The organism is Streptomyces sclerotialus, from assembly GCF_040907265.1.
Classification (GTDB): domain Bacteria; phylum Actinomycetota; class Actinomycetes; order Streptomycetales; family Streptomycetaceae; genus Streptomyces; species Streptomyces sclerotialus.
Genome location: NZ_JBFOHP010000002.1, coordinates 7,576,980 through 7,590,016, shown reverse-complemented (window position 1 = coordinate 7,590,016; position 13,037 = coordinate 7,576,980). Strand labels below are relative to the sequence as shown.

13 protein-coding genes and 3 pseudogenes are annotated in these 13,037 nt (G+C 69.9%); 14 read left to right on the top strand and 2 right to left on the bottom strand.

Translation table 11 applies throughout. The features are described from left to right. Positions 1 to 143 precede the first annotated feature (143 nt). The 12 genes and pseudogenes from AAC944_RS33320 to AAC944_RS33265 form a co-directional block, all read left to right on the top strand. Complete coding sequence (locus tag AAC944_RS33320; RefSeq protein ID WP_030608831.1) at positions 144 to 1,280, top strand: cupin domain-containing protein; 1,137 nt, start codon at positions 144 to 146, stop codon at positions 1,278 to 1,280. Beyond that, positions 1,280 to 2,035, top strand: a complete 756-nt coding sequence (locus tag AAC944_RS33315; protein ID WP_051871423.1) for an alpha/beta fold hydrolase — start codon at positions 1,280 to 1,282, stop codon at positions 2,033 to 2,035. Before AAC944_RS33320 ends, AAC944_RS33315 begins: the two co-directional genes overlap by 1 nt. Positions 2,036 to 2,077: 42 nt before the next feature. Continuing rightward, entirely contained in the window at positions 2,078 to 2,884 is an 807-nt protein-coding gene (locus AAC944_RS33310; RefSeq protein WP_051871424.1) for an SDR family NAD(P)-dependent oxidoreductase, read from the top strand. Further along, positions 2,881 to 3,663 carry an HpcH/HpaI aldolase family protein gene (locus AAC944_RS33305; protein WP_051871425.1) on the top strand — a complete coding sequence of 261 codons (783 nt, stop codon included), beginning with the start codon at positions 2,881 to 2,883 and terminating at the stop codon, positions 3,661 to 3,663. The genes AAC944_RS33310 and AAC944_RS33305 overlap by 4 nt, the downstream gene beginning before the upstream one ends. Before the next feature lie 107 nt (positions 3,664 to 3,770). Beyond that, on the top strand, positions 3,771 to 5,117 hold the full coding sequence (locus tag AAC944_RS33300; protein ID WP_030608844.1) for an MFS transporter: 1,347 nt from the start codon (positions 3,771 to 3,773) through the stop codon (positions 5,115 to 5,117). Positions 5,118 to 5,293: 176 nt separating this feature from the next. Then, entirely contained in the window at positions 5,294 to 6,292 is a 999-nt protein-coding gene (locus AAC944_RS33295) for a nuclear transport factor 2 family protein (RefSeq protein ID WP_030608847.1), read from the top strand. A gap of 326 nt (positions 6,293 to 6,618) precedes the next feature. Next, the gene (locus AAC944_RS33290; protein ID WP_030608850.1) at positions 6,619 to 6,798 is read left to right on the top strand and encodes a hypothetical protein; all 180 of its coding nucleotides are present in this window, start codon (positions 6,619 to 6,621) and stop codon (positions 6,796 to 6,798) included. After that, positions 6,795 to 7,370 (top strand): RNA polymerase sigma factor, encoded by a 576-nt coding sequence (locus tag AAC944_RS33285; protein ID WP_051871426.1) that lies wholly within the window; start codon positions 6,795 to 6,797, stop codon positions 7,368 to 7,370. The genes AAC944_RS33290 and AAC944_RS33285 overlap by 4 nt, the downstream gene beginning before the upstream one ends. Continuing rightward, positions 7,367 to 8,176, top strand: a complete 810-nt coding sequence (locus AAC944_RS33280) for a hypothetical protein (RefSeq protein WP_051871427.1) — start codon at positions 7,367 to 7,369, stop codon at positions 8,174 to 8,176. Before AAC944_RS33285 ends, AAC944_RS33280 begins: the two co-directional genes overlap by 4 nt. A 55-nt stretch (positions 8,177 to 8,231) precedes the next feature. Beyond that, positions 8,232 to 9,099 (top strand): annotated as a pseudogene (locus AAC944_RS33275) (IS5 family transposase). A 131-nt stretch (positions 9,100 to 9,230) separates the two neighbouring features. Next, positions 9,231 to 9,737, top strand: a complete 507-nt coding sequence (locus tag AAC944_RS33270) for a DUF6624 domain-containing protein (RefSeq protein WP_030608860.1) — start codon at positions 9,231 to 9,233, stop codon at positions 9,735 to 9,737. 104 nt (positions 9,738 to 9,841) lie between these two features. Then, positions 9,842 to 10,251, top strand: a pseudogene (locus AAC944_RS33265) (transposase family protein); the annotation flags it as partial. A 92-nt stretch (positions 10,252 to 10,343) separates the two neighbouring features. Here AAC944_RS33265 and AAC944_RS33260 read toward each other — a convergent pair. After that, complete coding sequence (locus tag AAC944_RS33260) at positions 10,344 to 10,559, bottom strand: hypothetical protein (protein ID WP_030608864.1); 216 nt, start codon at positions 10,557 to 10,559, stop codon at positions 10,344 to 10,346. Between the two features lie 111 nt (positions 10,560 to 10,670). Between AAC944_RS33260 and AAC944_RS33255 the strand changes: the two genes are divergently transcribed. Further along, positions 10,671 to 11,264 (top strand): TetR/AcrR family transcriptional regulator, encoded by a 594-nt coding sequence (locus AAC944_RS33255; protein ID WP_030608867.1) that lies wholly within the window; start codon positions 10,671 to 10,673, stop codon positions 11,262 to 11,264. A 72-nt stretch (positions 11,265 to 11,336) separates the two neighbouring features. After that, a pseudogene (locus tag AAC944_RS33250) lies at positions 11,337 to 12,150 on the top strand (transposase); the annotation flags it as partial. A gap of 12 nt (positions 12,151 to 12,162) precedes the next feature. Here AAC944_RS33250 and AAC944_RS33245 read toward each other — a convergent pair. Then, positions 12,163 to 12,810: a class I SAM-dependent methyltransferase gene (locus AAC944_RS33245; protein ID WP_030608869.1), complete on the bottom strand. Its 648-nt coding sequence runs from the start codon at positions 12,808 to 12,810 to the stop codon at positions 12,163 to 12,165. Positions 12,811 to 13,037 lie beyond the last annotated feature (227 nt).

The window sequence follows — 13,037 nt, the reverse complement described above, 5'->3', positions numbered from 1 at the left end:
TCCTCATCCCCTCGCCCGGTGCGCGTTACTCGCCTGCACGGCCATGAGTATACGTCTGCACTCCATTTCGGTTCGGGCTCTTGACAGCCTCAGAAGCAGACCTGTCAGATCTATGCATACGTATTCCAAACAAGGGAGCGCACGTGTCCGACACCGTCGTGTCCACCACGGAACTGGAGCGCCGGACGATCCGCCGCGGCGACTTCGTCTCCTGCAACCAGGCGTTCATCGACTGCCGCACCCCGGGCTCGGACCGGAAGGAGAACTACGCCATGATCGGGCCCGGCGTCTCGCAGTCCTCCGGGCAGTACGTCAACCTCCGCCTGCCGCACGGCTTCCAGATCGGCGCGGCGGCCATGCCGCACGGCATCACGAACAACCTCCACCTGCACTACACGGCCGAGGTGTTCGTCTGCACCGAGGGCGAGTACCTGCTGCGCTGGGGCGCCGACGGCACCGAGGGCGAACTGACGCTCCGGGCGGGCGACGTGGCGTCCGTCCCCACCTGGATCTTCCGCGGCTTCACCAACACCGGCCCGGACGACGGCTGGATGTTCACCGTGCTCGGCATGGACGACACCGGCGGCATCATCTGGGGCCCCACGGTGCTGCGCGAGGCAGAGGGCCACGGCCTCTACCTCACGGCCGACAACAAACTCCTCGACACGGTCGCCGGCGACGAGATCCCCGAGGGCACCGAGCTGACCCAGCCGATGGCGCAGGAGTACATCGACCGGCTGCGCAGTTACAGCCCCGAGCAGATGAAGCGACGCGTCGCCGCCGCCGACGAGCTGGTCTGGTCCGACCGGCCGTTCCTCGACAGCACGCTGCCGGGCGGCGGAGCGCGGCTGAGCTGCGTCATCGGCTACGGCATGACCGAGGACCCGCACCAGGAGCCCCGCATCTTCAACCCGCACGGGCACAACGCCGCCTGGCTGCGCGCCGAGCCGGGCCAGGGCGTCTCGCTGCACCGCCAGCACGAAACCCAGACGCTGATCGTCAAGGACGGGCTCTGGGAGATCACACTGAACCGCGCGGACCCGGTCTCGGTACGCCTCGGCCCGCGCGACATCCTCTCCGTTCCCGAGGGCGCCTGGCGCACCCTGCGGAACGTGGGCGACACGGAAGGCGACCTCCTGATCGTCAACGGCGGCGACGGGCGGGTGCGCCTGGAGTGGGACGAGGAGGTCGTCAAGGCCGCGGCCGACGCCGGGCTGGGCATCGACCACAACGGCTACGTCGCCCCGTACGCGCTGCTCCCCCGCTCCGCGCGACGCTGATGTCCGCCGCACTCCCCGACGGTGCGCCCGGCCCGCTGCCCCTCGTGGTGGTCCCCGGCATGCTGTGCGACCACGGCCTCTGGTCCGACGTGGCGTTCCCCGAGCACCACCGGGTCCACCACGTCGCACTGACGCGGCCCGACATCGGCGGGCAGGCCGAGGACGTGCTGTCCGCCGTCCCCGGGCCGTTCGTCCTCGTGGGGCTCAGCCTCGGGGCGATCGTCGGCTTCGAGGTGCTGCGCCGGGCGCCCGGCCGGGTCGCGGGGTTCTGCGCGATGTCGACCAACGCGGGGGCCCCGCGCCCGGAGCAGTACGCCGCCTGGCGCGCCATGGCCGGGCTGATCGCCGAGGGGCGGTTCGAGGAGGTCGTGGAGCAGACCCTGCCGGGCATGTTCGATGTGTCCGAGCCGCCCGGCGACCTGGAGGACCGCTACCGGCGGATGGCCCACAGGGTCGGCCCGGACGCCGCCGGTGCCCAGCTCGCCGCCCAGGCCACCCGCTCGGACGCGTACGACACACTGCGCACCGTCCGCTGCCCCATGACCGTCCTGTACGGCACGCGGGACGCACTCTGCCCGCCGGACTTCCACCGTGCGATCGCCGGGGCCGTGCCGGACGCCCGGCTGACCGCGGTCCCCGGGGCCGGGCATCTGCTGCCGGTACAGCGGCCCCGGCCCGTCTCCGCCGCGCTGCACGAGCTGGTCGCGGCGGCGGAACGTACACCGTCCCACGTCCCCGCACACCCCGCTTCCTGAACACCGCTCCCCCTTCCGCACTCGCTCCGAGGAGAGTCCCCCATGCCACCTCATCCCACGTCACCCGACCACGCGGACGAAGTGCCCGCGGCGCCGCTGGCCGGACGCACCGCACTCGTCAGCGGTGGCGGCAGCGGGCTCGGCGCCGCCATCACACGGGCGCTGCTGTCCGACGGCGCGCGAGTGGTGATCACCGGCCGCGACGAGCAGACCCTCAAGGAGACCGCGACGCGGCTCGGCCCGGACGTCACCCACCGGGTCTGCGACGTGTCCGACCCCTCCGACGTGGCGGCGCTCGCCGCAAGCCTCGCCGACGAGGAGATCTCGGTCCTCGTCAACAACGCGGGTATCGCGGGACCGGTGGCCCCGCTGACCGACATCCCGGCGGACGACTGGGACGAGGTCTTCGCCGTCAACGTCCGCGGGGTGTTCCTGATGTGCCGCGCCTTCCTGCCCGCCATGACGGCGCGGGGCGCGGGGGACGTCATCAACATCGCCTCGGTGTCGGGGAAGCGGCCGCTGCTGCGGCGCACCCCCTACTGCGCGTCGAAGATGGCGGTCATCGGCCTCACCACGACGCTGGCGGGCGAGGTGGGCCCGCTGGGCGTCACGGTGAACTCCCTCTCCCCCGGCCCGGTCGCGGGCCCGCGGATGGAGCGCAACTTCCGCCTGGAGGCGGCGCGGACCGGCAGCAGTTACGAGGAGGCGGAAGCGGCCTTCGTGTCCCGGTCGGCCCTCGGCCGGATGGTCACCGGGGAAGAGGTGGGCGCGGCCGTGACGGCGATGCTGCGGATGCCGGGCCTGTGCGGTGCCGACATCGACCTGTCGGCGGGGATGGTGGCGCGATGACGGCCGGCGCGGCGGGACGCCCCTCCCTCAAACGGCGGCTGGCCGCGGGCGAACGTCTTTATGGCGCACTGCTCCGGCTCCCGTCGGAGACGCTGGTGGAGATGGTGGGGGTCGCCGGCCTGGACTACGTGGTCATCGACTGCGAACACGGCCCGGCCGACATGACGGCACTCCAGCACCACCTCACCGCCGCTGCCGCGCAGGGCATCGACGTACTCGTCCGGGTCGGTACCGCGGAGCCCGCGCTCGCCCTGCGCTGCCTGGATCTGGGGGCCGCGGGCATCATCCACCCGCACATCGACAGCGCGGCGGACGCCCGGCGGGCGGTCGCGGGGGACCGCTATCCCCCGCTGGGGGAACGGGGCTTCGCCACGTACAGCAGGGCGGGCCGGTTCGGCACGGTGACCGCGGCCGAACATCTCGCCGCCGCCGAGGAGACCCTGGTCGTGGCGATGATCGAGACGGCGCGGGGCTGTTCGGCGGCCGACGGCATCGCCGCGACGGAAGGCGTCGACGCGATCCTGGTCGGCCCGGCCGACCTCGCCGTGGACTGCGGGTTCCCTCCCGAGGAGGCACTGCGGGAGCTCATCGCCACGGCTCACGGGGCCGCACACGACGCCGGCCGCGCGGTCATGTCCATCGTTCCCGACCTGGCCGGCGCCAGGGCCGCCGAGCAGGCGGGCGCGCAGTTGGTGCTCTACAACATGGCGGCCGTCCTGATGCACACCTTCCGGTCCCTCACGGCGCCCGGCACCGGGCCCGGAAAACCCGGCAGCTGACCCGCGTCCCACCTGTTGACGTCCCCCACCGCCCTCTTCAGGGTCCCCACAGTTCATACGTATGCATATTCCCTGACCCCCTCACTCACCGCGCGAACGGAGAAGCCATGTCCGCTGTAGCGCCACCCACAGCCGCCGGCGAAAGAGAAGCCGCCGACCCCGAGACGCGGAAGGCGATACGCCGGGCCATCGGCGCGGGAAGTATCGGCAACTTCGTCGAGCAGTTCGACTACGGGCTCTACGGCTACCTGGCCCCGGTCCTCGCCCCCGCCTTCTTCCCCGGCAGCGACCCGGCGGTCGCGGTGCTGAGCACCTACGCGATCATCGCGATCGCGTGCCTGTTCCGCCCGCTGGGCGGCACCCTGGTCGGCCGGTGGGGAGACCGGGCGGGCCGCAAGAAGACGCTGCTGTGGACCATCGTGGTCATGGGCGTGACCACCGCCATGATCGGCGCGCTGCCCACGTACCACCAGATCGGTTTCCTCGCGCCGGCCCTGCTCCTGCTCCTCCGCGTCGTCCAGGGCATGGTGTCCGGCGGCGAGTACGTCGGTGCGGTGGCCTTCATCGTGGAATGGGCGGAGCCCAAGCGGCGCGCGTACTACGCTTCGTACGCCTCGAACAGCTGCTTCTTCGGCATCCTCGCCGGAGCCGGCACCGCGGCCCTGACCAGCGCGGTGTTCGAAGGGGCCGCCCTGGACTCCTACGGCTGGCGCATCCCGTTCCTCCTCGCGCTCCCCCTCAGCGCGGTCGGGATCTGGCTGCGCAGGCGCATCGACGAGACGCCCGAGTTCGTCCGCGCCACGGAGGACGGCACCCACGTCGTCAAGGCACCGGTCCGGGAGGCGCTGCGCTCGCAGTGGCGGCCGATCCTCGCCTTCTGCGGCGTCAGTGTGATGCTGGCGATCCTGTCCTACAGCTGGGTCACCTTCTACCCCGAGTACCTGACCGGGACGCTGGGGATGCCCCGCTGGATGGCTCTGGTCTCCAACGCCGTGTCGGTGGCGGTCCTCATCCCGCTATTGCCGCTCGCCGGCATCCTCTCGGACCGGATCGGCCGCAAGCCGATGCTGATCATGGGGGCCGTCGCATGCATCGTGCTGGTTCCCCTGGCCTTCCGCGTCGGCGAACAGGCCACTCTCGGCGCCGCGATCGCGAGCCAACTGATCTACATCATCCCGGAGTTCTTCCTGACCGGTATCGTCACGGTCTGCACCGCGGAACTGTTCGCCACCCGCACCCGGTTCAGCGCCGGCGCCATCGCGTACAACAGCTCGTTCTCCGTCTTCATGGGCATCACGCCCTTCGTCGCCGCCCTCCTGGTCACCAGCTTCGACACGATCTACGCCGTGTGGGTCTACCTCGCCGCGGCGGCGGTACTGGCCCTGGTCGTGATCACCACCTTCATGACGGAGACGTACCGGAGCCCCCTCGGCGCCGACAAGTTCGCCCGCTGACCACTCCCTCGGAAACACTGCACCGCCCCCATCGCGCACCGCCATCGCGCATACGCCAACACCGTGCGTACGCCAACACCGTGCGTACGCCAACACCGTGCGTACGCCAACACCGTGCGTACGCCAACTATGTAGTGCATACGCATACACACCTACATCGGAAAAGGGAGAACCCCATGCCGCTGGACCCCGTCGCCTACCACCCGTACCAGGACCCCGACGACTTCATCCGTGAGGTCACCGACCGCATCTGGGTCGACCGGGACGTGTCGTACATCGTCGACAACTACGAGCCGGACTCGATCGTCCACGCGAGCCTCGGCACCGTCGTGGGCCGCGACGGTGTGATCGAGGGCAGCACGATGCGGATGGGCAGCACGCCCCAGCACGTCGGCCAGGCCGAGGACGTGGTGTGGGAGGCGCGGGGCAACGACGCCTTCCTCAGCTCGCACCTGGTCTTCTCCGCCGACGAGCACCTCGTGAACGGGAAGATCATCCCCATCCGCAAGCGTACGGTCGCCAACTGCCTCTACCGCAGGGGCCGGATGGTCGAGGAGTGGGTCGTGCGCGACGAGCTCGCCGACTGCCTGCAGCGCGGAGAGGACCCGGACGAGGCGGCCCGCGCCCTGCGCTTCCAGGGCTGGACCGGCTCGATGCTGGAGGCGCCGCCGAAGGACGTACTCCTGGAAGGCGTGAGCGGCCCTCGTCCGGACGACTACCGGCCCGAGTGCGAGCTGGTCCTCGAATTCATCGACGAGGTCTGGACCCAGCGCCGGCTGCAGAAGGTCGACGACTTCATGGTGCGGGACCTCTTCCTGCACACGATCGGCGACCGGACCGTCATCCGCCCCGACCGCTACCAGGCCGATCTGCTGTCGACCGTCGCACCGTTCCCCGACGCCCGGTTCGAAGTGCGGGACATCCAGACCAACTACGCCGAGCGTTACGCCGGTCTGCGGGTCGCCGTCCTGTGGACCATGCACGGCACCTACCGCGGCACCCCCGCCTTCGGCCCGCTGACGGACCAGCCGGTCACCCTGCTCGGCGTCTCCCAGTTCCTGATCCAGGGCGGCCGCATCGTGCGGGAGTTCCGCGTCTACGACGAGATCGCCCTGCGGGCCCAGATCAACAGCACCCGCGGCGACGGCCCCGCCGTCGAAGCCAACATCTACTGACCCGCCCCACTCCACCCCCTCGCCCGAGAAGGGGCCCCCGTCAACCCGGGGCCCCTTTTTCGGCGTGTACCGGCGCGGAGCGCACAGCAGCGGCGCGTGCACGCGCACCGCGCGCCGGTTGCAACTGTGACGGAAGGGGTAGTTGTTGTTCTGGTGGACGCTGCGAGGGACCGGATCTATCAGTTCCGAAAGATTTTGCAGATGCGCGTGAACATTCGGGGGCCGTTTCCGATTGGCTGATGAGTGAGGGCCGCAACGGCTCTGAGTGCCAACGGGGGTGGGCACTCTCCAGCGTCTTGGAGGGACACCAAAAGGTGGATCTTGAAATGGCCGCCCACGCACTGACGTGGGCAGTCACGGCACGGGTGATCGCAGCCGACGCACGCAGAGCAGGTAAGCGTCTGCTGGGCGCGAGCGTACGGATCGGCGCCGCCCACATCGCCGCCCAGCAGCAGGACCGTGTCCACGGAACCGACCGCCGGCAGCCGCGGGAGGGATCCAAGTGACCGACCGGCCCAACCCCTGGGGCGACACCGCAGGCGGCGACCGCTTCTCCGCGGTACTCCCGCTCGATCTCACGGCGTTCTACCTGCAGCACCACAAGGCCTACCTCCGCTACGCCCACCTGCAGCTGGACAGCCGCGCCGAAGCCGAGGACGTCGTCGACGAGGTGTTCGCCGAGCTGGCCGACACCTGGCACGAGGTACTGCGCGAGCCCAGCGTGGAGGCCTATGCCATGGCCACTCTCAGGGAGTTCCTCACCAAACGGCTGGCCGCCAAAGGGCGCGAGGTGCCCTTCGTCGCCACCGCGGCCTTCGCCGCCGTCCGCGACGCCTCCCGGGTCCGGCTGACCGCGCTCGAATCGAACCTGGGACTGTACTCGGCGATCGCCCGCCTGCCCGAACGCCACTACGACGTCATCGTGTTGTGTTTCGTGCTCGGTTACCCACCGAAGAAGGTCGCCCACATCATGGGCATCTCCCCCGCCACCGTCCGCTCGCACGTCCACGGAGCGCGCCGCCGCCTCGCCCGCTACCTGGGGTTCGACTGGGAACCGACCGAGGAGGAAAAGGTATGAGCCGGAAGGACAACAGGACGGCCCTCGACCGGGCCCTCGACCGGGCCCTTGACCGGGCCGAGGTCCTGACCGACGAGTACGACGATTACGACACGCAGGCCGCGCTGAACCGCATCGCCCGCCGCGTGGTGTGGCGCAAGGCCACCACCATGGAGCACCGCGCCCGCCGGGCCCGCCACTCCAGCGGCCGCCCGGAAGACCGCGAAGCCCCCAGTCCCGCCATGTCCGCGGCGCTGCACACCCGCGCCGCCGCCCACCTCGGCTCCCTCTCCTCCCGTGTCGTCCGCGACCCCGCGGCCATCGCCGCGATGGCCCTGCTCGTCGATGACCCGGCGCGCATCGAGCCGGCCGGCGCACTCGCCTTCGCCTGCCTGCTCTACCTCGCCGACCGGCACGAAGCCGCGATGTTCTGGTGGCAGTTCGCCGCCGGCGCCGACTCCGCGACCGCCGCCCGCTGCCTGTACCTGCACCACCTCCAGTACGCCGAACCCGAATCCGCCCTCCACTGGCACCACCAGGCCGTCGCCCTGTACGACAAGGAGATCGACCCGATGCTCACCGAACGCCCCGCCCTCCTGGCCCCCGCCCCGGACCTGATGTTCGCCACCGGGCAGCTCGACGTCGTCGTCGAAGTCAAGCGCTGCACCCGGCAGCACCGCGCCTACGAAGCCAGATGGTGGGTCTTCACCACCTCCCTCACCGACGCGGTACTCCGCCTGGAGACCGACTCCGACGACGACTTCGGCGCCATCCCCAAGCCCGACCCGGACCTGGCCGCCGAACTCGAGGACGCCACCACGGCCTAGGTGTTCTGTCCGGCGGATCATGTGGCCGTCCCGAATTCGGCTCGTCGGCATGGACATGGGACGAGGGGATCCGACGAACTCGGAACGGGCGCGGCTGCGCCCCCGTCTACCGAAGGCTGGTGAGCGGGGCGGACGTTGGACGAGCCATCGCAGGGTGCTGAACGGGATCCTCTTCCGACAGCGCACCGGGATGCCGTGGCGGGATCTGCCTGCGCGGTTCGGCAAGTGAAAGACCGTGTACGAGAGGCACAGACACTGGTCAGCGGACGGCACGTGGGACAAGAACCATGCGGCCGTCCTGGCTGACGCGGATGCCGAGGGCCGCATCGACCGGTCCATGGTAAGCGTGGATTCCACCACCTGCCGGGCCCACCAGCACGCCGCCGGAGCACGCAAGAAAACACCGCGGGTACCGGGAAAAGACGCACGCCCCGGCAGCACCGCCCCGACGAGGGACTCGGACGCTCCCGGGCAGCCACACCTGCAAAATCCACCTCGCCGGAGAAGGCGGGCGCCGCCCCTGGGCTTGCTGGTCACTCCGGGCCAGTGGGGCGACGCCCCGCATCTCGTCCCCGTCATGGAACGCATCCGTGTCGGCCGGCCCGGTGGCGGGCGCCCGCGCACCCGTCCCGGACCACCTCGGCGGCGACAAGGCCTACTCCTCCCGGCGTAACCGCCGCTACCTGCGCAGACGGCAGATCAAGCACACCATCCCCGGGCCGAAGAACCCGCGGGCCAATCGCCAGCGCCGCGGCAGTAAGGGCGGACGGCCCGTCAGTTTCGACAAGACGGTTCACAAGCGCAGAAACGACGTCGAGCGGACGATCAACACGCTCAAGAGCTTCCGCGCCGTGGCCACGAGGTTCGCCAAGCGTGTCCATGTCTTTCAGCGCACCGCGATCGTCACAGCTATCCGGCTCTGACTCCGGGGGTAGATCCATTATCGCGGTCCGCGGAGGTACCTGTCACCGTTCTCCGGAATGATCTTTACATCCGTTTCGCACATCTAGGCTTGCGGACGGACACAAAAGAATGGCCGACCTGGGAGTTGAGGGTGGCGTACGACGTTGCCGCGCTGGCGGTGGAACTCACGGAGATGGCTGCGGTCGATCACGAGTCCGCAGTCCGCGCGAACAGCGATGACCCCGCCGAGCAGCTGGCGTGGCGGCGGCTGACCGCTCGGCACGGTGACCGGCTGGGCGAGATCATGGAGGAGTACGGCTGGCCGACGGCGGAACTGGTCGGCGAGGAGGCCGCACGCGCGGCGTGGCTGATCGCTCAGCACGCCGACCGGCAGCTCGACGTTCAGCGTCGTGCCCTCCAGTTGATGCACCAGGCGGTGTCGGCAGGCTCGGCCAGCCCACGCGAGCTGGCCTTCCTACGCGACCGCACGATGGTCAATGAGGGCCGCAAGCAGGTCTACGGAACTCAGATCGCCGGCGTGCAGGACGGGGCGCCGGTTCCGTGGCCCTGTGAAGAACCCGAGCGCATGGACGAACTCCGTGCAGAAGTCGGCATCGAGCCCTTCGACGAGTACGTCGCCAAGTTCTCCATGGCCTGACGACCCTTCCCGGTCGCGTCCGGTGGATCACTGCCCGGGCTCACGTGCCGCGGCCAATGATCCGCCGGACAGGCCCTGGGCCTGTCCGGCGGATCATGTGAGTTCCTCGGCAGCACCGCCCCGACGAGGGACTCGGACGCTCCCGGGGCGGCCACACCTGCGAAACCCACCTCGCCGGTGAAGGCGGGCCTCCGCGTACCCGCCCGATCACCTCGGCGGCGACAAGGCCTATTCCTCTCGCCGAAACCGCCGCTACCTGCGACGACGCCATATCCAACACACCATCCCCGCGCCGAAGAACCAGCGAGCCCAACGACGAGGCCGAGGCAGCACCGGCGGCCGACCCACCGGCTTCGACAAGACGATCTACAAGAGGAGGAATGAAGTCGAGCGGGCGATCAACGGCCTCGAGAACTCCAGAGCCGTGGCCACCGGATACGACAAACGCGCCTACGTCTTCCACGGCACCGTCACCGTCACCGTCGACTCGTTCCGACTCCGGCTTCGCCCGTGATCAGCCGGACAGGCCTTGATCCACTCGCACCGAACCCCAGGACACGACGGCATCGCGGCTGCCACCATACGATGCCAAAGCCCCGCGCCGAGTCAGTCGCCGGCTGCCTTACGGGCATCGTGAGCCCGCCCCGCGATGACCGCGCCGATCACGACGGCCAGTACGTACACGGTGATGCTCGCGGCGAAGCCTCCCGGCAGCCAGCCCAGCAGGCCGGCGTTGTCGTGGTCGACGAGCTGGCGGATTGCGCCCTGGGCTCCGAGGACGAGCAGCGCCATGCCGAGCGCCTGGTAGAGGCCGTATTTCATGGGGATCCCCCGGTCTGATCGCGGTTTACCATGCACTTGCACTGTAAACCGACGGTGCCCGGTTTTACAATGCGTTCGCATGGTGAAGGTGGCGAGGAAGGCGGCGGTACCGTGCCGAAGATCGTGGATCACGAAGCGCGCAGGACGCGCCTCGTCGAGGCCGTCTGGTCACTGGCCGTGCGCGGCGGCATCGAGCAGGTGTCGCTGCGCAAGGTGGCCGGGGAAGCGGGCGTCTCCATGGGCCAGATCCAGCACTACTACTCCTCGATGCAGGCCCTGGTCCGCGACGCCCTCGACCGGGCCGTACGGGCCGTGAACGCCACCATCGAGAACGCGGTCACCGCCGCCGACACGACCAGCCCGGAGGCCGTCCTCCGCGCCTGCCTGTACGCCCTGATCAGCCCGGCCGACGAGAGCACGCGGCTGATGCGCTTCGCGCTGGCGGCCGCGGGCCGGGCGGTCTCCGATCCGACGATGGCCAAGGTCCTGGCGCCGGGCGACGACGAGCTGCTCACCTTCACCGCCGGCCTCATCACGGCAGCCCGGGAGGAGCGGGGCAGCGAGCCGCGCGGCGAGGAACGTACCGACGCCGACATCTGCTGGTCCCTCGCCACCAGCCTCGGTGTGGACATCGCCCTCGGCTACCGCACCCCGGAAGCCGCCGAACGCGTCCTCGACCACCACATCGAGCAGGTCCTCCGCTAAGGCCTGACCAGAAACGATCACCGGAGTGGTGCTGATCGTCCTCCCACCGATGGGATGTGACGACACATCTACTTCTTCATCCCGTCGGCCACCGCCCGCCCCAGTCTGCTCGGCCTGCCGTTCACGCGCTGGTCGGTGCGGAAACTCGCCGTCTGCCTGCGCAGAGCCCCGGGACGGTGTGTACGCATCCGCCGGGAGACCCTGCGGTGCCTGCTCATCCGACACCAGATCACCCTTCAACGGACCAAGACGTGGAAGGAGCCCACCGACCCGGACAAGGACGCCGAGCTGGACCGGATCGAGTACGCCTCCACGAGCGCCCCGGCCGCGCCTTCGCCTTCGCCTTCGCCTTCGCCTTCGCCTTCGACGAGTTCGTCCCACTCGGCATCCGTCCGACCGCCGGGGCCTGCTGGGCCAGGCAGGGCAAGCCCGACCGGCTCCCGGCCACCTTCCCCGCACCCACGGAGTGCGCTACTTCCATGGCTGCTACTCGGTCGGCGACGACACGCTCTGGGGTGTCAACCGGCGTGGCAAGGGCGCCGATCACAGTCTCGCCGCGTTCAAGAGCATCCAGGCTGCCCGCCCGGACGGAGCTCCCCTCTACGTCATCCTCGACGACCTCTCCGCCCACAGAGGCAGCAAGATCCGCCGGTGGGCGGCCAGAAACAAGGTCGGGCTCTGCTGCACGCCGACCAACGCGTCCTGGGCCGACCCGATCGAGGCGCACTCCGGGCCGCTGCGACAGTTCACCCTCGTCAACTCCCACCACCCCGACCACACCGTCCAAACCCGCGCGCTCCACCTCTACCTGCACTGAACGCAACCAGAACGCCTGCCACCCCGGCGTCCTGGCCGCCCAGCGCGCGAACGCGCCCGTATCCGCAGCCCCCCGTCAGGACTATCCGGGCTTGCGGGCCAGCAGGCAGGCGTGCGGTCTGTTCACCCGTCCGCCGGGCTCCTGCTCCAGCCTCGCGGTGACGACGAGTCCGGCCTGCTCCAGCAGGCCGATCATGCGGTTCAGGGGCAGGAGATACGACTCGTAGGACACCGGACGGCCATAGCCCTGGGTCGGCTGCAGCCGTTCATCGCCGACATAGTCTCCCCAGAGCAGGTAGCCGCCGGGCGCGAGCGTGCGGTGGAACTCGGCGAACACCGCCGGCAGCCACTGCGGGGGCGTGTGGTGGGTGGAGTACCAGGCCAGTATGCCGCCGAGCTCGTCGTCCCTCATCTCCAGCGCGGTCATCGAGCCGGCGGTGAACCGCAGGTTCGGATAGGCGTGCCGGGCCAGCCCGATCATCTTCGGTGACAGATCGACGCCGAAGGCGGACACTCCCAGCCCGGCCAGATGCGCCGTCACGCGGCCGGGGCCGCATCCCAGGTCCGCGACCGGCCCCCGACCGGCCGTCCGCACGAGCTCGGCGAACCCCGCCAGCATCGCGCGTGACAGCGGGTCCATCGCGGCTGGAGGCGGGACGCGTTCGACGTAATCGGCGGCGACCGTGTCGTACGACTCGCGGACGGCGGTCAGAAAGGAGGGCTCAGCCATGCGGGCGACCCTAGACCGGAGAACTGACAGGCCGTGTCACGACCTTGAGTTGACCTGCGCGACATCCACCACCGTAGACACTCGGCCATCACACCACTCCGGTGATCGTTTCCGGTCAGCGCACTGGCGCGCCGGCCACTCCACCCCCCGGAGTGCATTGACCGTACTCTCTGGTGACCGGTGGTCGGCGGCCTTGTCGGCGCAGCGGCTGACCGCGTCGCCTCCCG

What these genes read in the sequence shown, in the direction of transcription:
- AAC944_RS33315 (WP_051871423.1), top strand. Translation starts at nt 1,280, where the DNA reads ATGTCCGCCGCACTCCCCGACGGTGCGCCCGGCCCGCTGCCCCTCGTG.
- AAC944_RS33310 (WP_051871424.1), top strand. Translation starts at nt 2,078, where the DNA reads ATGCCACCTCATCCCACGTCACCCGACCACGCGGACGAAGTGCCCGCG.
- AAC944_RS33305 (WP_051871425.1), top strand. Translation starts at nt 2,881, where the DNA reads ATGACGGCCGGCGCGGCGGGACGCCCCTCCCTCAAACGGCGGCTGGCC.
- AAC944_RS33300 (WP_030608844.1), top strand. Translation starts at nt 3,771, where the DNA reads ATGTCCGCTGTAGCGCCACCCACAGCCGCCGGCGAAAGAGAAGCCGCC.
- AAC944_RS33295 (WP_030608847.1), top strand. Translation starts at nt 5,294, where the DNA reads ATGCCGCTGGACCCCGTCGCCTACCACCCGTACCAGGACCCCGACGAC.
- AAC944_RS33290 (WP_030608850.1), top strand. Translation starts at nt 6,619, where the DNA reads ATGGCCGCCCACGCACTGACGTGGGCAGTCACGGCACGGGTGATCGCA.
- AAC944_RS33280 (WP_051871427.1), top strand. Translation starts at nt 7,367, where the DNA reads ATGAGCCGGAAGGACAACAGGACGGCCCTCGACCGGGCCCTCGACCGG.
- AAC944_RS33260 (WP_030608864.1), bottom strand. Translation starts at nt 10,559, where the DNA reads ATGAAATACGGCCTCTACCAGGCGCTCGGCATGGCGCTGCTCGTCCTC.
- AAC944_RS33245 (WP_030608869.1), bottom strand. Translation starts at nt 12,810, where the DNA reads ATGGCTGAGCCCTCCTTTCTGACCGCCGTCCGCGAGTCGTACGACACG.